We start from the raw sequence: 24037 nt of genomic DNA on the forward strand, positions 1-24037 counted from the left end.
ACGTTTCGTGAACAGCTTGGGTGTCGCCTATGGAGGTGCACGGCCACTCAGGTAGTCGGCGGTGTCTTCGGCAGGTGGCGAGCTAAGAAGGGCGGGGCCGTCTTCGGCCAGCGCGACGGTGAAGAGTCCGGAGGCTTCAACGGCCAGCCGGCCGATCGTGTGCTCGATGCGCTCCTTGCGGTACTCGTCGGGCACGAGCCACACCACCAGCGGGAAGACGCCTCGACGCTGCTGTTCAATCCCGCTTTGCCAGTAGGAGATGAACCGGAGGCACTTGCGTTCGATCGTCGGCAGGCTCTCGGTGGCGAGGTCGACCTCAACAAAGGCGCTGCGCTCGAACTGCTTGAAGCCAAGGTTCACGTAGGCGTCGGGCTTCAAGATGGTCAGCTCGCCGCCACTACCGCTGAAGTGCCGCCAGCAACCGGGTTCTCCCTCGAACGCTTGCAGCTCAACAAGACCGTCGCGTTCAAGCTCACGCAGCCGCACGTAGAGCTCGGCCACCGCGAGCATGTGGTCTTGGAAGTAAGGCTTCGTCTCCCACACCCGTCGCCGACGGCCACCCGTTGGCCCGCCGACCTCAAGAACGGCTTGGCCAAGCGCAGAGAGCCCGTAGACGAAGCCCGATGAACCAGCTCGAACACCGCCGATGATGCGGGACAGCCGCACTACGAGGCCAAGTTCTTGGAGACGCTTCAAGAGGTACTGCGTCCGACGCAGACGAGAGCGCGGCGTGCCCTCGTGTAGATGAAGCCGTTGAACCTGTGCCGTCGTCAGTAGGCGGAGCAGGTGAAGCGAACGCAGCACAGCCAAGGGGAGGGTCTCAAGCTCGACGCGCAGGCGGGCCGCTCGCCCACGTGGAAGTCGCGCCGTCATAGCCAAGCTCCTGGCGGCAAGACACTCGGTGGCACTTCCCGGCGAAGTACAGAGATGAGAGAACGAACCAATGGCACGCGACGCGTCAGACGAGACGAATCAAGTTGTGAGCCAGGCATTACGCTGCTCTCCGCGTGATGCCGATGGGGCCTTCCGGGTCGGAAGTTGTTCCTTGCCAACGGGTAGCCAGCGCCTGATCGAGGTCATCACCGTCTACGCCGTAGCGTTCGAGACTGATTCGGCGGAGTTCGTCGGTGCTGGAGGTAGCAGGGCCGAGAGGGCGAGTGCGTACCGTGAAGGCTTCGCTCATCGCGTTGTCCACCGTCAGGCGGCAGCAGGCCTCAAAGCGGCCCAGGCGTTCCAAGAGCTTGGCGGAGACGCCAGAGCCGAGGGCGCCGGCCAGTGGGCGGATGTCGTCGGGGCTCGGGCGGAAAACCATCCGGGAGCGCGCGTTGGCGAAGAAGGCCGCTTTCAGGCTCGGGGTGAGTTGGCCGAGGTGCTGGTGGGCCGCTGTGATCGAAACCCCGAGGGCGCGAGCTTGGGCCAGCATGTCGCCTACATCAACGGGGAGCTTCAGGTAGTCCTGAACCTCGTCGATCACCACCATCACGGAGTGACGCTCATCGGGCGGCAACGAGGCTCGGCGCAGGATGGCCTGCCAGAGCTGCGTTAGTAGAAGCGCACCGATCAATGAAGCCGTGTCGGCGCCGATGAGGCCGGAGTTCAAGTTCACCAGGACGATGCGGCGGTGGGTGAACAGTTCTTCTAAGTGAAACCGCGGCGCGGCTTGACCGAGCAGGCGGCGAACGGCCGTGCGGCTGAGAAACGTCCGGGTCTTGTTGAGGACGGGGCCGATCACCTGGGCGCGCTCGGCGCTCGAAAGTCCGTCGTACCAAGCGAAGAACGGTGCCAGTACGAGGGGGTCGGTGACTTCGCTGAGGATGCGTCGTCTGAAGCCGGAGTTGGTGAGGAGCACAGGTAGATCGGCCAGCGTCCCTTGAGGACTGCGAGCCAGTGCGATGAGCGCGTGCAGAAGAACATCGCTACTTCGCGGGCCGATGCTGTTGCCGAAGACCTGGCGGAACAGCTGCAAGACCTCGTCGGCCTGGCGCTCGGCTTCCTCTACCGTGCCGGCGAGCGGGTTGATGCCAACAACCTGTTGGCCACCAGGTTGGAGGAGAACGACGTCTTCTCGGCGAGCTGGTGGCACGTGAGCGAGCACATCGTTCACCAGATCGCCGCGGGGCTCGATGAGCAGCACGCTTCTTCCAGCGTACATGTCGGCCTTGATGAACGAAGCAAGCTGGGTGGACTTCCCTGCACCGGTAGTCCCTGTGACGTGAAGGTGGTGCAGGGCGGAGGAAACCGGCAGTGAAACGAGCTGCCCATCGTCAGCGGGGTGAACACTCTGGCCCAGCACCCGAAGATCAGGCGACCTCACCGCGCGGGTTGGCGGGATGAGCAGCTGGTGTGGAGCTGGGTTGGTGGTGTGCCCAACATCCGTCACACCGTCGACGGGCCAGCCAAGGAGCGTGGCCAGCTCGGTGGCGTTCAGGATGCCGAACCACCGCTGGTAGGCGGGGAGGTTGATCAGTCCGCTGCCACCACGCCGAGAAGCGGCGGTGCTCTTCACCTCGGAGTAACTCGCACTCGCGAGGGCTTCAGCCTGCGCCAGCATGTGCAGGACTGTCCGTGTGCGTTCGAGGTGATGGGTCCTGGCACCAACCCGTCCTCGAACCGCGAACAGAGGTTCGGCTGTCTTCCTGCGCCAGTGCTGTTGTTCGCCGGGATGAGCTTGTGCGGGGTTCGCGAAGCCCAGTAGCTGCGACCAGCTTGCGTGCTTCGGCGGTGTGCGGCGCTGCTCGGCAGGGCCGATGACCCACTGAACTACGGCTGACTCACCGTCCTTTAAGAGCCTCAGTACTTCGAGCAGGCCGGCGGTGACGCTAGAAGCCATGTCACTTCGCAGCGGCTCGGACACCCCTGTGATGCGAAGGTCTTTGGTGAGCAAGGGCTGTGGGCGTTGCGGCTCGCTGAGCGGAGTGAGAATAAGTTCTGGGAGTTGCGCCCGTAGCTGCTCGGGCAAGTGCGTGAGACGGCAATCCAGGCCGATCAACCACGCTAGGGTGCCGCCGTGCGACCAAAGCTCGAACGTGACCACAGGGGTGCGTCCGGTAATGCCGACGCGTGGGCGCGTGGCGAGCGGGCGGATGAGTCGGGTGATGGCGGCGATGTCGAGGGCAACAGGGAAGAACAGCTTGAACCAGCGGAAGCTGGTGCTATGAGAGTTTGGTTCGTTACACGGGTTTGGGGTTGACGGCAGTGTCGCCATGACTCCTCCTTCATGATGTAATAAGGTTTCACCTCCGGTGGCAAGCTTGGATCGAGATTAGTTAATCCTGATTTCATAATCTTGCGAGTCCGGCAAGCTGCTGTTGAAGCTGCCCGCCTTGGGTCACCTATGTAGGCAACGCCAAGGCGGGGGTGTGGAAGCTCCATCGGGGTGGACGGCTTGTTACGAGCTAAGACGCGTTCCCGGCAGGCGGCCGCGAGTTCCTCTCGCTGCCTGCACGACGGCGTCCATGTCTGGCGCAACCTTGTTGAAGTCGGCCAGTCGCACGTAGACGTCCCTGGTTGAACCGTTTGGAAGCTGGAACTCCAGGATCACCAGATCGCCGATGTCTTTGAAAGAGTCCAGCTCTTCCATCAAGACGTCCAGCGCCTTGGGCTGATCGATCTTAGGGTGCTGGCGAACTACCACCTTCGCAAACTGGATCTCCTCGCCCTCCTTGCCGGAGATGTCAGAGATCTTCCTGCTCACAATTGCCATGATGTGCTCCACTGGGGTTGTAAATGTGTGCCGGAGCGTTCGCTCTGGCTACTCCTATTTAGTCATCTCCGCGGAGGCTTGCATATAGTAGAAAAATGTGGTGCTGGTTAGTTGTCGATGTAAGGGGCCGGTAGGCGGCGTGCGACAGGAAGAGCCCGCGGTTGATGCATCGGCAACAAATCTTTCAAGTCGTGTAGGGGAATGTGGGTACGCGTATGCTCGGCAATCAGGGCAGTGAAGGGAGCGCGTGGTGTCGGCTGGAAACCTTGGCGCGGGGAGTGGGCAGTCAGGCGGATCGTCTGGTACGTCTTCTTCGGGCGCAGCCAAGCCCTTGTATAAGCGGTTTTGGATTTGGCTCATCCCGGTACTCGCGGTGGCGCTCGGAGCGTCTCTGTCGGGTGTTGGTGAGAAGCTGGTCGACGGAATCGGTCGAATCTTCGCTGACAAATACCGCGTTCAAGTTGAATCGGATCGAGACGCGTTGGTCTCACTTAACAAAGACCTGGGGAACTTTGGTGGCGAGTACGCCTTTCAAAAGCCGATCCAGGATATTGGTGAACCGCCAGCAGGGCTTGACTCTTGTGATGGTCGCTACAAATGGGCGAAGGCCAAGGGTGGCATCGATGTTTCTGCAACGGTTGGACGCGTGAGCATCTTTGCGGCTTCTGGTCGAAACGTGCAAATCACCGGTGTGCAGCCAGTGCCGCAAGGTCAGCCTGGAAACCCGCTCGCGGGTTCAATTGCGGCGTGCCCAGGCCGCGGTGGAGGTCCGACGATGTTGCGGGTAAACCTTGATACCAAGGAGGCAGGCTTCTCAGATGGTTTGAGTGAGCAGATCAAGAGTTTTACTGCGATCCCTGTCGAGTCTGGCACCACCTACACGTTCGACTTCGTCGCATCCACCCAGAAGCAATATTGGCGGTACAAGCTTCGTTTGACCATGATCATCGACGGCAATGAAGAGACTGTTGACGTGGACAACGGCGGTAAGCCGTTCGAAACAACTGCTCCAAGCAACAGCAGGCAGTACCGATGGATCGAAAAGGATTGGAAGGATGTAACTCCGGGGCAGCCCGATCCGTCGCAGCTCAACATTCCGGTGGAGCAGAATCCGTGTGTCATCGTAAATACTGCCGATGTTGCAAAAGAGCTTGGCGCACCCGTGCAAGCTGCCGCTCCGCTCGGCGCAGAAGGTCCGAACGCGGTTGGCGGCACGCATCTCACCTACATCTGTAATCACAATGCTTCCAACGGGCTCAGTGTACAAGTAGGCCATAGTGTTGAGAGGAGTCCTCAAGAAGGGCGCCAACAGTTCGAATACCTAAAGAACTTCTATCTTCAAGGATCTCCCGGTGAGACCGCCCGTCAGGTGGTTGGTATCGGTGACGACGCGGTGTATCTGGAGAAGGCGAGGCGCCTACTCGTACTTCGCGATTCCCACATCCTCGACCTCTCGGTGCCGCCGAACCAAAGCACGGCCCCGCTCGATGCGCCGGCTAGCCTTGAACGCTTGGGGCAAATCGGGGTATCACGTCTGCCGAAGAAGTGAAATCCCCTCGTTGCGCGTGAACGCAACGAGGGGGTGGAAGCCTTACGGCTCGTGGTGCGGAACAGCTGGCTCGTCACCGCAGGAACACTGGCACCTGGCAGAAGTCGTGAAAACCGTCCGCGTCAGCAGCGCCAGCATGATGAAGAACCCAAGGACGATCAGAGCAGCGGCACTCAGGTACATCTCAAAATACAGGAGAAGTACACCGCCTGTGACAGAGGTGATCGACAGCCTGTAGCGGAAACCGACACCTTTGGAGGTCAGGGCCTGATACGGCAGACCATCCTCCGGGAGAAGCCTGCTCAAACGCATGACGTCCACCTTCATCAAAACTAGTTGGTTGCCCACCTCGATGAAGGTGAACGGCCTACGTTCAGCCGCTTATCTGAGTAATAACACAATAGGAACGATTCGGCAAGATCAAAGGGCTGTAGGAGGTATGCGGAAAGTGATATAATGAAAGAAGCTTAAATGGGTGTTATCATGGGGAAAGTTCAAAAGAAGACAAACTATCGTGCAGATTTGCGCAAGCGGGTCGAAGCATCCACAAAGAAAAGCGGCGTCCCGCTAAAAGTGCAGGACGCCGCCACGTTGAACAGGCTTCGCTTGCTGGTTAGTGAAGCCAGACGATCTCAACAAGCTCAGGGTTGAACCGCCAGCCGTTCTTGTCTGGCCACATCCTTCCGCCGGGGTGTCCAGGGTGGATGATGACCTTCTCGACGACGAGCCTGATCACGCTTGCACGCCACTCGATGCTCGCGGTGCTCCACAGCTCGCGCAGGCCGCCGTCCGTGGGAACCGCCAGGTTCTTCGCCGCGACGTTCAGCAGCTGCTTCTTCTCTGACTCGGCGGCACGCTGCTTGTCCTTGATGATCTGCAGCATGACGCGGTAGTCATCCTTCTCGTGCTCACCGGCTGCGTACTCCGCCGCGAGCTGCTCCCGCCGCTCCTTGAGCTCGGCGAGTTCTTGCATCACCGCGTCCATGCGTCCCTGGTTGTCCGCAGGAGCGAGAGCTCGGGCCACCTCCGGCGAGTCGAAGCGGTACAGCACCTGCTTAGTGACGAAGTGCTCGACGGCATCCGCAATGCGGAAGACGGTGCAGCAGCCGATCCTGCTGCCGTCCCGATCCCACTTCTTGCACGCGTAGCGCCGGATGTACCGGCCATCCTCTGTCTTGCCCTGGCCGAACATGTCGCCGCCGCAGCGTTGTCCTTGGCGCTCAGTATCAGGCCAAGTTCCGCCACACTCCATGATGCCGCTGAGCAGATAGGTGCGGCCCTTTAGGCGGCCGACATTGGACCAGTACTTGTTTCGCCCGTTGAAGATGGCGGCCATCGACTCGTACTCGGCCTTGGTGAAGATGTACGGCCACTTAGCGCGGTGGCGCTGGTTGTAGTGAACCCTCGTGCCACCCGTCTCCGGGTTGCGGAGGCAAGGGCACGTGGGTGGATGGCCGGTCGGATCAAACTGCACATAGCGTTCGTTCAGCAGCGTCCGTTTGAACGACCCGACTCGCCAGGCATGCCCCAGTGCAGTCTTGATGCCGCGCCGCTTCCAGTCCTGCAAGATCACGAACTGGCTCTCGCCAGCGAGGGTGCGACGCTTTCCCTCTTCAAGAACGACTATCTCATCGTCACGCACCTGGTACGCGTCGCAGATATCTTTGCCCGTCAAGGGGTTGTGGCTGACCACCTTGCCGTAGCCGTAACAGCGACGACCGCCGCCCACCTTGCCCTCGCAAGCGTCTTGCAGCTTCTTGCGGACAGTCAGCTCTTGGATGTCCTCGGCAACCCCTGCATCGAGTGCTGCCTGGATGCGGTCCATCTTGCGGTTGGCCGACACCTGAAGGTCGAGGGCTTGGCCGCGAACGTAGTAGTACTGAGCCTGGTTCTTGCGGGCGAGCCTGATCTGACGCTCGTTCTCGGATGGGTCCCGCGTCAGGCGGCTCTTTGTGTAGGCGAGGACGATCTTTACGGGGCCAGCTTGGACGCGGTCGAGCATCTCCTCGTAGTCAGGACGCTCTTCATCGCTGTTGGTACTGGCCGAGATGTCGTTGTCGCAGAAGAAGTGAACGATGCTGAGACCCAGCTGGTCGGCCAGCTTGGCGATGTCTTCGCGCTGCCGCTCGACACCCAGTTCCTTGCCCTCACGGTCATCACTGATCCGCAGATAACCGTACGCTTCCCTACCCTGCAATGAGTCGTGCATGATCGTGCTATTCCTTTACAAGATCAATTATAAAGGATGCACAGGAATTTGACGAGTACGCCATCGGGACGTTGGCCGCGGCCGCGTTCGCCGGGGTGCTGTACGTGCTGGCCACCAGCGACTTCGTCCACAACCTGTTGCAAGGGCTGATACAGCGTGCGCTGTCTGCGGTCTGACGACCGGGGAATGGCCACGGTCGAGGCGGCCATCGCGGTGTGCGCGCTGCTGGTGGTCATGGGGCTGGCGGCCGCCGGGCTGACGGCGGTCGTCGAGCAGATGCGGTGCACCGACGCGGCCCGGGAGGCGGCGCGGCTCACCGCCCGCGGTGAACGGCAGCGCGGGGAGGCGGCCGTCGGGCAGATCGCGCCCGGTGCCGGCGTCGTGATCCACGACCAGGTGGACGCGGTGAAGGTCGTCGTGCACAAGAGAGGTCCGCTCGGCTTGCCGCTCAGCGCGGAGGCGTTCGCCGTGCTGGAGCCGCGATGAACGGTGAAGCGGCAGGCAGCGAACGCGGATCGGCTGCGGTGAGCGGCGTCGTGGCGATGGTGCTGCTGATCATCGTCACGGTGGCCGGTGCGCAGGTCGGCGCGGCGGTCGTCGCGCGGCACCGGGTGACCGGTGCGGCCGATTTGGCGGCACTCGCGGCCGCCGCTCGTCTCACCGACGGCGACGAAAGTGCTTGTGAGCAGGCAAAACGAGTGGCGCGGGCCCACGAGGCCGAGCTGGTCGGCTGCGCGGTGAGCGGTTGGGAGGTGGTTGTGGAGCTGTCGGCGATTACGCCGTTCGGCCCGGTGAACGCACGTTCCAGGGCAGGTCCGGCTGAAGATCGAAGCGTTTGGAGCACGACGAGCGGTCGCCTCCGGGCGGTGAGCGGACTCACACCGGTGCCCGGGAATGCTGAACGGTGATCGAACCAAACGCCCGGAGTTCAGCGGCTCGTTCTCGCGAAGGGCGTTCGTCGTCTCGTAGCTACCAGTTGTCGAGCGGGGGTTACGGAGGCCGGTGCCGGTGTCGTTAGTTGTAGTGGCGGCACCGACGCGGTGTCCTACGAACACCGGCACCACGTCGATGTCGAAGCAGAACCTCAGGAAGAAGGCGACAGAAGATGGATTGGTCGGACAGCTGGCGCGGGGCCTTCCGCATCGAACTGCGTGCCGAGGCCGTCAGCCTCGCGTACCGCGGTTGGCCCGTACTGCCCGGCACCTACCCGGCCGGTTCTGAGCAGGGTGTCACCCAGTGGGCGGGCCGCAGCGGGCTCGAGCTCCACGGCCCGATCCCCGTGCACCGCGACTGGGTGGACCGCATCGGGACGCGTCCCGACCAGGTCGCCACGTGGTGGGCGGGTCGCTCCTACAGCCTTCTCGTCGCCACCGGTCACGTGGTGGACGCGATCGAGGTCGGCACCGACCTCGGCCGCCGCGCCGCCGTCGCACTGCGGTCGATCGGCGTTCCCGTGCCGATCGCCGCGACCCCGTCCGGCCGGTGGATGTTCCTCGTGAAGTCCGGTTCGAAGCTCAACGCCGAGCTGGCCGACAACAGGGACGTGCACCACTACGCCCAGGGCGAGTACATCCCGCTGCCGCCCACCCCAATGGCGCACGGTGTCGTGCACTGGCGGGTCAAGCCGTCGATCTGCGGCTGGAACCTGCCGGACGCGCACGTCGTGCAGGACGCACTCGTCGAGGCGCTGCACGCCCCGGCCGTTCGTCAGCTCGAAGCCGTTTAACCACAACTACACAGCCCGGCCGCGCTGGGTGTCGTCGTGGACTCTCCCCGACAACCCCGAAGACGATGCCCTGCGCGGCCGTTCCAACCCCAGCCCGATCCGATGATCGGCCCTCGTACCCCGCACTTCGGGGGCCGCGGAGGACCGGGCGAAAAAGCCGAACACGCACCCCGAAGGACAGCCTCCCGCACCAGCGACCGGGCCGAGGAACGTTAGTGGCAGAGCGCCAGCTCTGCCGCGGTCGGCGAAGCCGGCTCCTCCCCGGAGTTCGTCACACAGCAGTCGACACCGACGCCTCCCGCGTGTCCTGTTGAGACGAACAAACCAGATTCCGCCGATGTTCCAAGGGATCCGGTCGCGAAGCGGTAGCAGGCGGGAACACAGTGTTCGGCACGTGGAGAGCGCGCGCCGCGGGTACCCGTGAGCCCGCGGCGCGCGCCCAGCGTCCTCAGCCCGACGCGTCCTCAGCCCGACCCTGCTCGCGCTACGCGCTCGCCGAGTCGGACGCCGTGTCTTCTGGGGGACGACCCCCAGACCCCCGCGGGTTCGGGCGCGAAGCGCCCTCACGGACTCCGGGTCCGGCCAGGCGCGGGTCAGGCCAGGCGTTCGGCGTAGGCAGCGAAGGCGCGGGTTGCCTCCATGCTTCCCGGACGCGGGGCAGTGTCGGCGTCCCAGCCGAGGTCCCGGTCCCCCAAGACCTGCTCGATCAGCGGGTGCCACCGCTGATCGAGCATTTTCAGTCCCCAGAGCAGCGCGCCGCGCTTCGACTCCACCTCTCCCGTGTGGATGGTGTAGAGCATCCGGCAGTACGTCGCGACGATGTAGCGCTGAGTCCAGGCGACGTTCATCGGCGCCCAGCCCTTGATGCCCTCCCACACGAGCGGCAGCTCGGCACGCATCGCAGAACGCAGAGCGTCAGGCGGCACCTCGTCCACCAGCGAGGTGATCGGCGGACCGTCCAACACGATGCCCCGGTTGCGCAGGATCCAGCGGGCGTGCGGGTTGTTGCAGTGGGTGTCCCAGATCAGCGTGCGGTGGCCGTGGTCGTTGAACAGCCACGGAACCCCCATGCCCGCCACCGAGCGCAGTGAGCCGACGTCGGCGTACGAGCCTTCGATCTCGGTCGACCAGTGGCCCGGCCGGGTCGGGATCTCGTCGTGCAGGACGCGAAGCCCGGCTTCTCGGTCGCCGGACGGCAGTTCGGTGCAGGCGACGATGAAGTCGCAGTCGCTGTGGATGTCGCCGGCTCCCAGGGCGAACGAGCCCTGGACGTAGGTGCCGACGTAGGTGTGGCCGAGGATCTCGCGGACCGAGGAGACGAGGTCGGCGAGCAGTGTGTCCAGATCCGCAAAAGGTGTGAACAAAGCAGACTCCAATGAACCCGAGGCCGGTGAGGGACGGGCGCGGCGGGACCTTCGGCGCCCTGCGCTGTGGGGCGGCGGGGCAGTCGGGTCAGCCGTGAGAGGGCACGGCGGACATTCGACGCCCTGTGCCGTGGGGGTGGCGGGGCAGTTGGGCCAGCCGTGAGAGGGCACGGCGGACATTCGACGCCCTGCGTTGTGGGGCGGCAGAGCAGTCGTGCCAGCCGTGAGAGGGCACGGCGGACCGATCAACGCCGCCGCGTCATCGGCGCGGCGGAGCGTCCTGGCTCGGCCGCGCTAAGCGCGACGGGTTCGGGTGGCGTTGCAGCAGCATGCGTTCACACCGCCACCGTAGCCAGGCGGTGCCGGACCAGTCAGGCGATTTTGCCCAGCACCACGTCCAGCACCAGCACGGCACCGGCCTTGTCCAGCGGGTCGTTGCCGTTGCCGCACTTCGGTGACTGCACGCACGACGGGCAGCCCATCGGGCACGAGCACGCGCTGATCGCCGCCCGCGTTGCCGAGAGCCACGCTCGCAGCGCCTCGAAACCGCGGTCCGCGAAGCCCGCGCCGCCGGGGTGGCCGTCGTGCACGAACACCGTCGGCATCCCCGTGTCCGGGTGCGCGGCCGTCGACACGCCGCCGATGTCCCACCTGTCGCACGTCGCGAACAGGGGGAGCAGGCCGATCGCCGCGTGCTCGGCGGCGTGGAGGGCGCCGGGGATTCGTTTGGCCTCCACGCCGGCGTCGAACAGCAGCGACTCGTCGACCGTGTACCAGACCGCGCGGGTGTGCAGGGTCTGTTCTGGCAGGTCGAGCGGGATCTGGTCGAGCACCACGCCGGACGGCAGTCTGCGCAGGTAGCCGACGACCTGCGTGGTCACCTCCACCTCGCCCAGCGACACGGAGACGCCGCCGAAGTCGGTGCGTTCGACCTCGCGCACCACGGTGATGTCCACGCAGTCGCGCGGCTGCGTCGTCCACTCCGGGTCCTCGCGGTGCACCATCGCGAGGCCGCTCTCCAGATCGAGCTCGTCGACCACGTACGCCCGGCCCTGGTGCAGGTACACGGCACCCGGATGCACCTGCCACGAAGCGGAGCCCGGGTCGACGGTGCCGAGCATGCGGCCCGAGTCCGACTCGACGACCGCCACCTGCTCGCCGCCGGAGCCGCGGATGTCCACGCCGGCGTGCGGGCGGTCGTGCGACGCCCAGTACCACCCCGCCGGTCTGCGGCGCAGCAGCTTCTCCGCCACCAGGTCGGCGAGCACGGCCTCGGCCAGCGGGCCGCCGAAGTCGTCCAGGCACGCCGGGGTCAGCGGCATCTCGGCCGCCGCGCACGCCAGCTGCGGGCCCAGCACGTACGGGTTCAACGGGTCCAGCACCGTGGCCTCGACCGGCCGGTCCAGGACCGCGGCAGGGTTGTGCACCAGGTACGTGTCCAACGGGTCGTCGCGCGCCACGAACACCACCAGCGCGCTGTCGCCTGATCTGCCCGCACGGCCCGCCTGTTGCCAGAACGACGCCAGCGTGCCGGGGAAGCCTGCCACCACCACCGCGTCCAGCCCGGCGATGTCGACGCCGAGCTCCAGCGCGTTCGTCGTCGCCACGCCCAGCAGATCGCCCGTGGACAGGGCCTTCTCCAGCGCCCGCCGCTCCTCCGGCAGGAACCCGCCCCGGTACGCGGCCACCCGCGCGGGCAACTCACTGTCCACTTCGGACAGAATGCGCTGGGTGCCGATGGCGGTCAGCTCCGCACCACGCCGGGAGCGCACGAAGGCGAGCGACCGCGCCCCCTCGACCACGAGATCGGCGAGGATCCGCGAGGTCTCCGCACCCGCCGAACGCCGGACCGGAGCGCCGTTCTCGCCCTCCAGCGACGTCAGCGGTGGCTCCCACAACGCGACGGTCCGCGAGGCGCGCGGTGAGAAATCGTCCACCACGGCGGAAACCGGGACGCCCAGCAAACGTTCGGCGGAAGAAGAAGGATCAGCCACAGTGGCCGATGCCAGCACGAAGATCGGATCCGCACCGTATTTGCGGGCGACCCGTCGCAACCGTCGCATCAACAGCGCCACGTGCGAACCGAAAACGCCGCGGTAGGAATGGCACTCGTCGATCACCACGTACTTCAGCCTGCGGAAGAACCGCAGCCATTTCGGGTGCTGCGGCAGGATTCCGCGGTGCAGCATGTCCGGGTTCGTGAAGACCCAGTTCGCGTGCGCCTTGACCCAGTCGCGTTCGGCCATCGGGGTGTCGCCGTCGTAGGCCGCCGCGCGCACTCCCTTGATCCCCAGCTCGTCGAGCGCGCGGAGCTGGTCCGCCCCAAGGGCTTTGGTCGGTGACAGGTACAGCGCCGTTGCCTTCGTGTCCGCCAAAAGAGTGGAAAGCACCGGCAGCTGGTAGGCGAGCGACTTGCCGGACGCGGTGCCCGTCGCGAGCACCACGTGTGATCCAGACCACGCAAGCGAAGCCGCTTCCACTTGATGCCGCCACGGCTCGCGCACGCCGATCTCGGTGAACGCCTCGACCACCTGCGAGGCGGCCCAGGAGGGCCATTCGACGTGATCAGCCTGCCGCAACGGAAGATCGCGTGCGTGTGTGAGAGGTGACTCCCCGGCGGGTACTCCCGCCAGCACGCGGTCCAGCAACCGCCGTCCCTGATCCACCACGAGGCGAGCTTTGCACACGACACCGACAGTTCCGGCCGGCCCGTGCTCCACTTCCTGCGCGGATAACGGTGTGTGCACGGATCGGGACAGTTCGTTGCCTCGTTGCAACAACCCCCTAGACTCCCCGCTCATCGCATCCAATGAGGGATGCGTCACGTCGCGCGAGGGCGGCTGGTCTGCCTTGGCGCTGCACATGGCAACTCACCAGGAGGACGGATGTCCCGGCAATTCCTCGCGGAGAGCCTCGAGCTCTCCGGAGGTGATCGCGGCGTCGTAGCCGTGGTCGCCGTGGTCGCCCTGGCTGCTCTCGCCGTCGGGTACGTGCTGCTCAGGGAGGTGCTGGCCGCCGGCCAGGGCACCCCGAAGATGCAGGACATCGCCAAGGCGGTTCAGGAGGGCGCAGCGGCCTACCTCAACCGGCAGTTCCGCACGCTCGGCATTTTTGTCGTGATCGTGTTCGTGCTGCTGTTCGCGCTTCCGGCAGATGACCTTTCCGAACGAATCGGCAGGTCGTTGTTCTTCATCGTCGGTGCCGCGTTCTCGGCGACCATCGGCTACCTGGGCATGTGGTTGTCCACGCGCGCCAACGTGCGTGTCGCCGCCGCCGCGAACGAAGGTGAAGGCGGTCGCGAAAAGGCGATGCGCGTCGCGTTCCGCACCGGTGGCGTGGTCGGCATGACCACGGTCGGCCTCGGTCTCTTCGGTGCGGCGCTCGTCGTGCTCGTGTACGCGGGTCAGGCCCCGAAGGTCCTGGAGGGCTTCGGTTTCGGCGCCGCGCTGCTCGCGATGTTCATGCGTGTCGGTGGCGGCATCTTCACCAAGGCCGCCGACGTCGGCGCCGACCTGGTCGGCAAGGTCGAGCAGAACATCCCCGAGGACGACCCCCGCAACGCCGCCACGATCGCGGACAACGTCGGCGACAACGTCGGTGACTGCGCCGGCATGGCCGCGGACCTCTTCGAGTCCTACGCCGTGACCCTGGTCGCGTCGCTGATCCTCGGCACCGCCGCGTTCGGTGCGCAGGGCCTGCTGTTCCCGCTGATCGTCCCCGCGATCGGCGTGCTGACCGCCGTCATCGGCGTCTACACGACCTCCGCGAAGGCGGGCGAGAGCGGTCTGACCGCCATCAACCGCTCCTTCTACATCTCCGCGGTCATCTCCGCGGTGCTGTGCACCGTCGCGGCGTTCGCGTTCCTGCCGAGCTCCTTCGCGGACCTCAACGGCATCAGCGACTCGATCAAGGCCACCAGCGGCAACCCGGCGCTGATCGCGTCCGTCGCCGTGATCATCGGCATCGTGCTGGCTGGCGTCATCCTGTGGCTGACCGGCTACTACACCGGCACCGAGCACAAGCCGGTCAAGGAGGTCGGCCAGACCTCGCTGACCGGTGCCGCCACGGTGATCCTGTCCGGCATCTCGGTCGGTTTCGAGTCGGCCGTCTACACCGCGCTCGTCATCGGTGCGGCCGTGTACGGCGCGTTCCTGCTCTCCGGTTCGGTCGTCGTCGCGCTGTTCGCGATCGCGCTGGCCGGTTGTGGTCTGCTCACCACCGTCGGCGTCATCGTCGCGATGGACACCTTCGGCCCGGTCTCCGACAACGCACAGGGCATCGCCGAGATGTCCGGTGACGTGCACGGCGAGGGCGCACAGATCCTCACCGAGCTCGACGCGGTCGGCAACACCACCAAGGCCATCACCAAGGGCATCGCGATCGCGACGGCCGTGCTCGCCGCGACGGCGCTGTTCGGCTCCTACCAGGACGCGATCACGCAGGCACTGGTCAAGGTCGGCAACGTCGCGGGCGACCTGCCCGTGTCGTTCAGCAACCTGGTGTTCAGCCCGAACGTGCTCGTCGGCGTCGCGATCGGTGCGGCCGTCGTCTTCATGTTCTCGGGTCTCGCGGTCAACGCCGTGACGCGCGCCGCCGGTGCCATCGTGTTCGAGGTGCGCCGCCAGTTCCGCGACAACCCCGGCATCATGGACTACTCGGTGAAGCCGGAGTACGGCAAGGTCGTCGACATCTGCACCAAGGACTCGCTGCGCGAGCTCGCGACTCCGGGTCTGATGGCGGTGCTCGCCCCGATCGCCGTCGGCTTCGGCCTCGGCGTCGGCCCGCTGGCGGGTTACCTCGCCGGCGCGATCGCGACCGGCACGCTCATGGCGGTCTTCCTGGCCAACTCCGGTGGTGCCTGGGACAACGCGAAGAAGCTGGTCGAGGACGGCAACCACGGCGGCAAGGGCTCCGACGCCCACGCCGCGACGGTCATCGGCGACACCGTCGGCGACCCGTTCAAGGACACCGCCGGCCCCGCCATCAACCCGCTGATCAAGGTCATGAACCTGGTCTCGGTGCTGATCGCGCCCGCCATCGTCACCTTCTCCATCGGTGACAAGGCGTCCGACCCGATCCGCATCGCGATCGCCGTGGCCGCGGCACTGATCATCGTCGGTGCGATCGTCGTGTCCAAGCGTCGCGGTACCGCGATCGCGGACGCTCCCGCGGAGACCGTGAGCAACGGCGCCGCGTAGTTCCACGCCCGGTCGGGGTACGTTCGGGTATTCCCCCGACGTACCCCGACCGAGGAGTTAGGACATGAGGCGCAGCCTCGTCGCCACTGCCGCTGTTGCCGCCCTGGCGCTGACCGGGTGCACCAACGGCGGCAACTCCGGCACTTCATCGACGCCCACCAGTGGCGCGGCCAGCCCCGAGGCCGTCGCCTACATGGACAAGGTGTGCGGCGCCGCGTCCGAGTTCGCCAAGATCGAGAAGAGCGCCCCGAAGCTCGACTCCGGCGACTCCGCCAAGCTCAAGGCCGACATGGCCGCCTACATGGGCCAGCTCGCCGACGCCTTCACCAAGTCCGCGGACGGCCTCAAGAACGTCGGTCCGTCGCCCGTCGCGGGTGGTGAGGAGGCCGTCAACAAGATGGCCGAGGCGTTCACCTCGCTGGGCACGGTCTTCACCGACGCCAAGACCAAGATCGAGCAGGCCGACGCGAACAACGCCACCGGAGGCATCCAGGCCGCCGGGGAGGCCATCGCCAAGCTCTCGGAGCTGGCTGACCCGCTGCGGGACATCAAGGCCGTCCCCGAGCTGCAGAAGGCCACCCAGACGGCGCCGAAGTGCCAGGAGATGCAGCGGCTCAACGTCACGCCAACGAGCTGAGCGAGGCCGTCCGGAGTAGCTTCCGCCCCATGCGTCGCACAGTCATCGCGCTCATGACGAGCTGTCTGCTCGTGGTCACCGCGTGCAGCAGCGGAGGTTCTTCCACCTCGACGTCGCCCACGGCCAATGAGGCCGACGTCGTGGCCTGGATGGACAAGGTCTGCGGTGCCGTCGGCGGCACCGTCACGGCCATGTCGGACGAGCCCAACATCGACATGAGCGACCCGACGAAGCTCAAGACCGGTCTGTCGGAGTGGCTCGGCACCAAGGTCAGCGCCGTCGACAAGTCGATCGCGGACCTCAAAGGGCTGGAGAACGGCCCGCACCCGAAGTCCAAGGAGCTGGTCACCGCTGCCGAGCAGGGCATGGGTCAGATCAAGACCCTGCTCGCCGACACCAAGGCGAAGCTCGACTCGGCGACCGACTCCACCCAGGTCGTCTCCGCCTTCACCGACATGATCGCCAAGGCGGGCGAGCTGGAGAAGGCGGGCGCCGACGTGCAGAAGAAGATGGACGAGACGGGTCTCGCGGACGCCTCGAAGAAGGCTGCCAACTGCAAGGCGCTGGAGACCTCGACGTCGAGCGCACCGACCACCTGATCCACTGGAACGACCCGGAACCGGATCGCCCGGACGTGCACTTGGGCGATCCGGTCCGACAGGTCCGCAGAGGGCCTCGAGCACGTCGGCCTGGAGCGAGGACGCCGTCGATGAGATGGCGAAGGCCTTCACCCTCGGGTCACTTCGTCCAGCGATGCGGCCGGGGCCCCGAGCTGCAGAAGGCCACCGAGGCCGCGCAGAAAGCGTGAGAAGACGCGGCTCAACGCCGCGTCAACGAGCCGGATTAGACTGTTCGGAGTAACTTCCGGGCCATGTGTCGCACAGTGAACGCCCTTCTGGCGAGCCTGCTCACGCTCACAGCGTGCACCAGCGGAAGTCCTTCCACGACGCCGGCGACGCCCGTGTCGCCGGTGTCAGCCGCCCCCGTCGCGAACGACGCCGCCGTCGTGACGTGGATCGACAACGTCTGCGGTGCCATCAACAGCTCTGTCAAAGCCTTGGCGGACCAGCCCGCCATCGACGTGAACGACCCGTCGAGGATCAAGACGGGCCTCTCGGACTGGCTTGGCACCAAGGTCGCCGTGATCGACAAGTCGACCGCAGACCTCAAGGTGCTCGAGGACGGCCCGCACCCGAAGTCGAGGGAGCTGGTCACCAACGCGGAGGAAGGCATGGGCACGATCAAGACCGTGCTCACCGACACCAAGTCGAAGCTGGACGCCTCCACCGACGCGACGCAGATCATCGCCGCGTTCACCGAGATGATCAGCAAGGGTGCTGCGCTGGAGAAGACGAGCGCCGACGTGCGGAACAAGTTCGACGCGGCGGGTCTCGCCGCGCCTGCTCAGAAGGCCCCCAACTGCAAGGACATGGAGCTCTCACCGCACGCGCAGCCCACGCCCTGACGGCGGAGTGCGGCCGGACCGCTCGCCGGGACGTGCACCCCGTTCGGTGGTCCGGTTCGACTCCCGGCGAAGCGCCTTGCGTGAGCAGGCGATGCCCTCGTGCGCGGTCGAGCTCGTAGTAGCTCGACCGGCGTGGTCACAGGCGCACCACTGGTCACAGTCGAACGTCTGTTCTACCCTGTGGGCCGTGGTGGGGCAGCTGTCCTTCTTCTCGGCCGAGGCGCGCACGCCGGCCAAAGCGGACCTCGCCGGCTTCCTCTGCGGGCCGGGCCAGGCCGTCAGCTTCGCGCGCGGTACGGCCGCCCGCGTGTACGTCGAGCTGCGCGACGAGTGGCGGCACCGCCCGCTCAAGCAGGCCTGCGACGAGCGCGGCGTGACGTCCGAGCTGTGCGTCAACGAGGAGGGCACGCGGTTCGTCCGCACTCCGTTCCGCACCGATCTCACCCCTCTGGCCGCCCGCTGGCTGGACGGATCCGTCAAGAAGGTGCCGGACGACTTCGAGCTGAACGGCGCAGTGCTGCGGGTCTGGGCGCTGGCCGCGGGCAGCTGGATGGAGTCGGCGTACCTGCTCGGTTTGGACCCCAACGCACCGCAGACACACCTTCCGTTGCAAAATGCCCTGCTCGCATCCGGACTTCCGTGCACCCTGGTAGGGGCTCCGGCGTTGCGGGTAACCGGCCGACGACGGCTGGCACGGCTCGCTGAGCTGGTCGGAAGCCCTCCGCACGGGGTGGCGTGCAGCACCTGGCCGGCGGCCTGAGCGGGCCGTCCGGCAAGGTTGTGTCACTCTGTCTCGTCGTACAGGCGTCGCGGATGGTGTGCTTTTCGGCCGACGCTGGGCAACACTGGCGGGCCTGGGAACCGGGTTTGGAAGAGAGCGGGACGGCGAGTGGCTGGATCGACACGGACGAGAAAGAGCAGCGGAGGCGCGGGTAGCACCCGACGGTTGGTGATCGTCGAGTCGCCCACGAAGGCGCGCAAGATCGCGTCCTACCTCGGCAGCAACTTCGTCGTGGAGTCCTCCAGGGGACACATCCGGGACCTGCCGCGCGGTGCCGCCGACGTTCCCGCGAAGTTCAAGGGCCAGGCCTGGGCCAGGCTCGGCGTGGACGTCGACCACGACTTCGAACCGCTCTACGTGATCTCCGCCGACAAGAAGTCGCTGGTCACCGAGCTCAAGGAAGCGTTGAAGGACGTCGACGAGCTCTACCTCGCGACAGACGGTGACCGCGAGGGCGAGGCCATCGCGTGGCACCTGCTGGAGACGCTCAAGCCCAAGGTCCCGGTCCGCCGGATGGTGTTCCACGAGATCACCGAGTCCGCGATCCAGGCCGCCGCCGCCAACCCGCGCGACCTCGACCAGGACCTGGTCGACGCCCAGGAGACCCGCCGCATCCTCGACCGCCTCTACGGCTACGAGGTCAGCCCGGTGCTGTGGAAGAAGGTCATGCCGAAGCTCTCGGCAGGCCGCGTGCAGTCCGTGGCGACGCGTCTGGTCGTGGAGCGCGAACGCGAGCGGATGAAGTTCGTCTCGGCGAGCTACTGGGACATCTCCGCGCAGATGGACGCCGGTGCGGACGCCACGCCGCGTCAGTTCGGCGCGCGTCTCGTGGCCGTCGACGGCACGCGTCTCGCCACCGGCCGCGACTTCGGGTCGGACGGCAAGCTGACCGGCAAGGCCGACGTCGTCGTGCTGGACGAGGCGCAGGCACGCGCCATCGCGGCCGGTCTGGAGAACGCGCCGGTCAAGGTCTCCTCGGTCGAGGAGAAGCCGTACTCGCGCAAGCCGTACGCGCCGTTCATGACCTCGACGCTGCAGCAGGAGGCGGGCCGCAAGCTGCGGTTCTCCGCCGACCGCACGATGCGCACGGCGCAGAAGCTGTACGAGAACGGTTACATCACCTACATGCGTACCGACAGCACGACGCTGTCGGAGACCGCGATCAACGCCGCCCGCACGCAGGCGACGGACCTCTACGGCGCGCAGTACGTCGCGGACAAGCCCCGCCAGTACACGCGCAAGGTCAAGAACGCGCAGGAGGCGCACGAGGCGATCAGGCCGGCCGGAGAGGTCTTCCGCACGCCGGGTCAGGTGGCCGCCGAGCTCGACTCCGACGAGTTCAAGCTCTACGAGATGATCTGGCAGCGCACGATCGCGTCCCAGATGGCCGACGCGCGGGGCAACACGACCAGCGTCCGCATCCAGGGCCGTGCCGCGACTGGCCAGGAGGTCACGTTCGCCGCGTCGGGCCGCACGATCACGTTCGCCGGCTTCCTCAAGGCCTACGTCGAGAGCATCGACGCCGAGGCCGGTGGCGAGTCGGACGACGCCGAGTCGCGCCTGCCGCAGCTGGTCAAGGACCAGGACCTGACGATCGCGGAGCTGTCCGCGGACGGCCACACCACCTCGCCGCCCTCGCGCTTCACCGAGCCGTCGCTGATCAAGACGATGGAGGAGCTCGGCATCGGCCGTCCCTCCACGTACTCGTCGATCATCAGCACCATCCAGGACCGCGGCTACGTGTGGAAGAAGGGCGCCGCGCTGGTCCCGTCCTGGGTCGCGTTCGCCGTGGTCGGGCTGCTGGAGAACCACTTCGGCCGTCTGGTCGACTACGACTTCACCGCGGCGCTGGAGGACGAGCTGGACGGCATCGCCGCAGGTCGTCAGGGCCGCACGACGTGGCTGTCCGGGTTCTACTTCGGCGGCAGCATCGGCCCGGACGGCTCGATCGGCCGGTCCGGTGGCCTGAAGAAGCTCGTCGGCACGGGCGTCGAGGACATCGACCCGCGCGAGGTCAACTCGATCCCGCTGTTCAGCGACGACGAGGGCCGCACGGTCGTGGTGCGCGTCGGCCGCTTCGGCCCGTACCTGGAGCGCGAGGTCGACGGTGCCGCGCAGCGCGCGAACCTGCCGGACGACCTGCCGCCGGACGAGCTGACGAACGAGATCGCCGAGAAGCTCTTCTCGACGCCGCAGGAAGGCCGGTCGCTTGGCACCGACCCGGTCTCCGGCAACGAGATCGTGGCCAAGGAGGGCCGCTTCGGCCCGTACGTGACCGAGGTGCTGCCCGAGCTCGAGGAGGGCACGCCGAAGTCGAAGGCGCCGAAGCCGCGCACCGGCTCGCTGTTCAAGTCGATGTCGCTGGACACGGTCACGCTGGACGACGCGCTGAAGCTGCTCTCGCTGCCGCGCGTGGTCGGCAAGGACCCGGAGACAGGCGCCGAGATCACCGCGCAGAACGGCCGTTACGGCCCGTACCTGAAGAAGGGCACGGACTCGCGGTCGCTGGTCGACGAGGGGCAGATCTTCACGGTCACGCTCGAAGAGGCGTTGAAGATCTACTCCGAGCCGAAGAAGCGTGGCAGGGCGGCCGCTGCGCCGCCGTTGCGGGAGCTGGGCAACGACCCGGTGTCCGGCAAGCCGATGGTGATCAAGGAGGGCCGCTTCGGCCCGTACGTCACCGACGGTGAGGCGAACGCGTCGCTGCGCAAGTCGGACAGCGTCGAGACGATCACCGACGAGCGCGCGGCCGAGCTGCTGGCCGAGAAGCGCGCCAAGGGACCGGTCAAGAAGAAGGCTCCGGCCAAGAAGCCGGCCGCCAAGAAGCCCGCGGCGGCGAAGAAGGCTCCGGCCAAGTCGAAGAGCTGAGCTGGTAGGAGGTGGCGGTGCCGACGAACGAGTTCGGTCCGGACGGGACTCAGGCCCCGCCGCCTCCCAGGCCGTTCCCCGACCCGTTGGCGGGGCTGGTGACCGCCGACACCTGGATCGCTCCCCAATGGACGTCTTCCACGTCACGTGTGTCGGTGCCGACACCGCCGGAGCCGACCGAAGAGATGCGCCAGGCGATCTTCGCGCAGATGGAACGGGAGCGGCGCCGCCCGCGCGGCCGGGTCCAGCGACCTCCCCACCAGCAGCCCCAGCCGTTCGCGCCGACGTACCAAATCCCTGTGGCGCAACAACAACAGGCCGCCAGGCAGACCGGCGGAGTGGGTGCGTTCATCGGCTGTCTGGTGGTGCTCGCGTTCTTCGTGCTGGTCGTGATCAACATTCTTGCGTCGATCTTCAGCTAGTCGTGCTGAGAGTCCGGCGTGCTGACTCACCTCATCCGGTTACGCTGATCGCACGGAGTGGGCCGATTTTGGGGTGACGAAGATTCAGGACGCGGACACAGGAGTGACCGAGGCAGGCCAGTCGGGGCAGGCCCAGTCCAGCGTGTCCACGGTCCACCGGCTGCGCTCGGTGCTGGCCATCCGGCCGTTCCGCAGGCTGTGGCTCGTCACCTACCTGTGCAGCGTTGGTGACTGGTTGTCACTGCTCGCGCTGACCGGTCTGGTCTCCGAGATGATGAACAGCTACCAGTGGCAGTCGTTCGCATTGTCCCTGGTCGTGCTCACGCAGCTGCTGCCGGGCATCCTGTTCGCGCCCATCGGTGGCGTGCTCGCGGACAAGTTCGACCGCCGCAAGGTGATGGTGATCTGCGACGTCCTGCGCGGGTCGTTGTTCATCTCGATCGCCCTCATCGGTTCCCCGATCTGGCTGTTCGTGGCGAACTTCCTGGTCGGCTGCTGCGCGATGCTGTGGATCCCGGCCAAGGAGTCGGCGGTCCCGAACCTGCTGCGCCGCCCCGACCAGGTGGAGTCGGCGAACCAGCTCGGCCTGGTGATGACCTACGGCATCTCCACGATCAGCGGTTTCGGCCTGTACTCCCTGGTCTCGGGCATCCCCGGCTACCTCAACCTGCAGGGCGGGAACCTCGAGTTCCGCATCGCGACGATCGCCGTGATGATCAACGGCCTGCTGTACTTCACCTCGGCGGTCCTGGTCGCGACCAGGCTGCCCGAGCTGTCCGGCCGCATCGCGTCGGCTCCCAAGAAGGACGCGGACAAGCCCGGTTTCGTCGCGATGTTCCGCGACGGCCTGCGGTTCGCCGCCGCGACGCCGCTGGTCCGCGGCCTGGTGATCGGCATGATCGGCGCGTTCGCCGCGGCCGGTGTGGTGATCGCGACCGCGAAGCTCTACGCGCAGTCTCTGCTGGGCGGCGCCTCGACGTTCGGCCTGCTGTTCGTGGCCGTGTTCGTCGGCCTCGCGATCGGCATGGCGACCGCGCCCAGGCTGGCCCAGCGCCTCGCGTACAACCGGCTGTTCGGCGTCACGATCGTGGGCGCCGGCATCACGCTCGTGCTGGTCGCGCTCGCGCCGCACCTGTGGATCGCGCTGCTGACGGTGGCGCTGGTCGGCACGTGCGCCGGCGTGGCGTTCCTGACCGGCCTGACGATCGTCGGTTCGCAGGTCGAGGACGAGATGCGCGGCCGCACGGTGGCGTTGATCCAGTCGTTGCTCAAGATCGTGCTGTTCGGTGCGTCCGCCGGTGCTCCGCTGCTGGTCGCGTTGCTGCAGAAGCGGACGGTCAGCGTCTTCGGCCACCCGATGGAGGTCGACGCGACCCGCCCGGTGATGCTCGGCGGCGCCGCGATCGCGATCGTCCTGGGCCTGGTCGCGTACCGGCAGATGGACGACCGCCGCGAAGAGCCGGTGCTGTCGTCGCTGTTCGCGGCGATCCGCGGCCGCCGCAACACCAAGGGCCTGCTGATCGCGGTCGAGGGCGACACCCGCGAGGACACGTCCGTGCAGGCCCGCCGCCTGGCCGCCGCGTTGCGCGCCGAGGGCCTCGACGTGCTGCTGGCCGCCGATCCCGAGCACGACGAACGCCGGCTGCGCACGATGCTGTCCTCCGCCGAACTGGCTGGCGTGCGCGCGCAGGCACTCGTAGCCGCCGCCGTACGCGCCGATGTCGTCGAACGGCAGGTGCGTCCCGCACTGGACGAGGGTTCCGTCGTGGTGATGGAGCGCTACGTCGACTCACCGCTCGCACACTTCACGGCCACGAGCTCGCTGGAGCACCAGGAGCTCGAAGGCCTGGTCGACTGGGCCACCGGACGCCTGCGCCCCGATCTGACGATCCTGCTGGACCGCCCGGTCGCCGACGGCAAGGCGATCGGCCTGGAGCACCACTGGCGGGTCCAGCGGCTGCTGAGCGAGATGGCCGCCGCCGATCCGGACCGCTACGTCGTGGTCGAGGCCGACGGCGACGCGGACGCCGTGGCCGAGAGGGTCCGTTCGGCCGTGGTGCCGCTGCTCGCGACCCGCAAGCGAGCGGTCCCCGAAGCCGCCGTCTGACGGCCCGC

Annotated in this window: 20 protein-coding genes; 13 read left to right on the forward strand and 7 right to left on the reverse strand. The window is 66.5% G+C overall.

What is annotated here, in order from left to right:
- Positions 1–27 precede the first annotated feature (27 nt).
- From AOM45_RS03765 to AOM45_RS03775, 3 genes are all read right to left on the reverse strand, one after another.
- The gene (locus AOM45_RS03765) at positions 28–873 is read right to left on the reverse strand and encodes a replication-relaxation family protein (protein WP_051784565.1); all 846 of its coding nucleotides are present in this window, start codon (positions 871–873) and stop codon (positions 28–30) included.
- Between the two features lie 118 nt (positions 874–991).
- Positions 992–3205, reverse strand: a complete 2214-nt coding sequence (locus AOM45_RS03770; protein ID WP_156094329.1) for a type IV secretion system DNA-binding domain-containing protein — start codon at positions 3203–3205, stop codon at positions 992–994.
- A gap of 183 nt (positions 3206–3388) precedes the next feature.
- The gene (locus AOM45_RS03775; protein ID WP_156094330.1) at positions 3389–3694 is read right to left on the reverse strand and encodes a hypothetical protein; all 306 of its coding nucleotides are present in this window, start codon (positions 3692–3694) and stop codon (positions 3389–3391) included.
- Between the two features lie 382 nt (positions 3695–4076).
- Between AOM45_RS03775 and AOM45_RS50560 the strand changes: the two genes are divergently transcribed.
- Positions 4077–5252, forward strand: a complete 1176-nt coding sequence (locus tag AOM45_RS50560) for a hypothetical protein (RefSeq protein ID WP_156094331.1) — start codon at positions 4077–4079, stop codon at positions 5250–5252.
- Positions 5253–5294: 42 nt separating this feature from the next.
- On the opposite strand, the gene AOM45_RS03780 is transcribed toward AOM45_RS50560, so the two are convergent.
- Both AOM45_RS03780 and AOM45_RS03785 read right to left on the reverse strand, forming a co-directional pair.
- Positions 5295–5600, reverse strand: coding sequence for a hypothetical protein (locus AOM45_RS03780; RefSeq protein WP_156094332.1), 306 nt, complete (start codon positions 5598–5600; stop codon positions 5295–5297).
- 265 nt (positions 5601–5865) lie between these two features.
- Positions 5866–7461, reverse strand: coding sequence for a recombinase family protein (locus AOM45_RS03785; protein WP_030472570.1), 1596 nt, complete (start codon positions 7459–7461; stop codon positions 5866–5868).
- Between the two features lie 62 nt (positions 7462–7523).
- Between AOM45_RS03785 and AOM45_RS49170 the strand changes: the two genes are divergently transcribed.
- The 4 genes from AOM45_RS49170 to AOM45_RS03800 all read left to right on the forward strand — a co-directional run bounded on the left by AOM45_RS49170 (position 7524) and on the right by AOM45_RS03800 (position 9187).
- Entirely contained in the window at positions 7524–7637 is a 114-nt protein-coding gene (locus AOM45_RS49170) for a DUF4244 domain-containing protein (RefSeq protein WP_372497460.1), read from the forward strand.
- A 10-nt stretch (positions 7638–7647) separates the two neighbouring features.
- A complete protein-coding gene (locus AOM45_RS03790; protein ID WP_051784567.1) occupies positions 7648–7947 on the forward strand; it encodes a TadE family type IV pilus minor pilin in 300 nt (99 codons plus the stop codon).
- Entirely contained in the window at positions 7944–8369 is a 426-nt protein-coding gene (locus AOM45_RS48795; RefSeq protein ID WP_063757170.1) for an Rv3654c family TadE-like protein, read from the forward strand. The genes AOM45_RS03790 and AOM45_RS48795 overlap by 4 nt, the downstream gene beginning before the upstream one ends.
- A gap of 197 nt (positions 8370–8566) precedes the next feature.
- Positions 8567–9187, forward strand: a complete 621-nt coding sequence (locus AOM45_RS03800) for a bifunctional DNA primase/polymerase (RefSeq protein ID WP_030472573.1) — start codon at positions 8567–8569, stop codon at positions 9185–9187.
- 593 nt (positions 9188–9780) lie between these two features.
- Here the strand turns inward: AOM45_RS03800 and AOM45_RS03805 are convergent.
- On the reverse strand, positions 9781–10551 hold the full coding sequence (locus tag AOM45_RS03805; RefSeq protein ID WP_030472574.1) for an aminoglycoside adenylyltransferase domain-containing protein: 771 nt from the start codon (positions 10549–10551) through the stop codon (positions 9781–9783).
- Between the two features lie 371 nt (positions 10552–10922).
- Entirely contained in the window at positions 10923–13238 is a 2316-nt protein-coding gene (locus tag AOM45_RS03810; RefSeq protein WP_035913314.1) for a DEAD/DEAH box helicase, read from the reverse strand.
- Positions 13239–13436: 198 nt separating this feature from the next.
- Between AOM45_RS03810 and AOM45_RS03815 the strand changes: the two genes are divergently transcribed.
- From AOM45_RS03815 to AOM45_RS03855, 8 genes are all read left to right on the forward strand, one after another.
- Positions 13437–15749, forward strand: coding sequence for a sodium-translocating pyrophosphatase (locus AOM45_RS03815; protein ID WP_030472576.1), 2313 nt, complete (start codon positions 13437–13439; stop codon positions 15747–15749).
- A 64-nt stretch (positions 15750–15813) separates the two neighbouring features.
- The gene (locus AOM45_RS03820; protein ID WP_030472577.1) at positions 15814–16386 is read left to right on the forward strand and encodes a hypothetical protein; all 573 of its coding nucleotides are present in this window, start codon (positions 15814–15816) and stop codon (positions 16384–16386) included.
- 29 nt (positions 16387–16415) lie between these two features.
- The gene (locus AOM45_RS03825) at positions 16416–16985 is read left to right on the forward strand and encodes a hypothetical protein (protein ID WP_030472578.1); all 570 of its coding nucleotides are present in this window, start codon (positions 16416–16418) and stop codon (positions 16983–16985) included.
- Between the two features lie 272 nt (positions 16986–17257).
- Positions 17258–17851, forward strand: coding sequence for a hypothetical protein (locus AOM45_RS03830; RefSeq protein ID WP_156094333.1), 594 nt, complete (start codon positions 17258–17260; stop codon positions 17849–17851).
- 187 nt (positions 17852–18038) lie between these two features.
- Entirely contained in the window at positions 18039–18611 is a 573-nt protein-coding gene (locus AOM45_RS03835; RefSeq protein ID WP_112262590.1) for a hypothetical protein, read from the forward strand.
- A gap of 129 nt (positions 18612–18740) precedes the next feature.
- Entirely contained in the window at positions 18741–21500 is a 2760-nt protein-coding gene (gene topA / locus AOM45_RS03845) for a type I DNA topoisomerase (protein WP_081902675.1), read from the forward strand.
- A gap of 17 nt (positions 21501–21517) precedes the next feature.
- Entirely contained in the window at positions 21518–21922 is a 405-nt protein-coding gene (locus AOM45_RS03850; protein ID WP_156094334.1) for a hypothetical protein, read from the forward strand.
- 73 nt (positions 21923–21995) lie between these two features.
- The gene (locus AOM45_RS03855) at positions 21996–24029 is read left to right on the forward strand and encodes a bifunctional MFS transporter/dTMP kinase (protein ID WP_035913302.1); all 2034 of its coding nucleotides are present in this window, start codon (positions 21996–21998) and stop codon (positions 24027–24029) included.
- Positions 24030–24037: the final 8 nt, after the last annotated feature.

This window comes from Lentzea aerocolonigenes, from assembly GCF_000974445.1.
Classification (GTDB): Bacteria; Actinomycetota; Actinomycetes; order Mycobacteriales; family Pseudonocardiaceae; genus Lentzea; species Lentzea aerocolonigenes.

Bases quoted from the DNA above. Each gene is read 5' to 3' on its own strand.
- AOM45_RS48795 (WP_063757170.1), top strand. From the start codon at position 7,944: ATGAACGGTGAAGCGGCAGGCAGCGAACGCGGATCGGCTGCGGTGAGC.
- AOM45_RS03770 (WP_156094329.1), bottom strand. From the start codon at position 3,205: ATGGCGACACTGCCGTCAACCCCAAACCCGTGTAACGAACCAAACTCT.
- AOM45_RS03785 (WP_030472570.1), bottom strand. From the start codon at position 7,461: ATGCACGACTCATTGCAGGGTAGGGAAGCGTACGGTTATCTGCGGATC.
- AOM45_RS03815 (WP_030472576.1), top strand. From the start codon at position 13,437: ATGTCCCGGCAATTCCTCGCGGAGAGCCTCGAGCTCTCCGGAGGTGAT.
- AOM45_RS03825 (WP_030472578.1), top strand. From the start codon at position 16,416: ATGCGTCGCACAGTCATCGCGCTCATGACGAGCTGTCTGCTCGTGGTC.
- AOM45_RS03820 (WP_030472577.1), top strand. From the start codon at position 15,814: ATGAGGCGCAGCCTCGTCGCCACTGCCGCTGTTGCCGCCCTGGCGCTG.
- AOM45_RS03765 (WP_051784565.1), bottom strand. From the start codon at position 873: ATGACGGCGCGACTTCCACGTGGGCGAGCGGCCCGCCTGCGCGTCGAG.
- AOM45_RS03830 (WP_156094333.1), top strand. From the start codon at position 17,258: ATGTGTCGCACAGTGAACGCCCTTCTGGCGAGCCTGCTCACGCTCACA.
- AOM45_RS03800 (WP_030472573.1), top strand. From the start codon at position 8,567: ATGGATTGGTCGGACAGCTGGCGCGGGGCCTTCCGCATCGAACTGCGT.
- AOM45_RS03790 (WP_051784567.1), top strand. From the start codon at position 7,648: ATGGCCACGGTCGAGGCGGCCATCGCGGTGTGCGCGCTGCTGGTGGTC.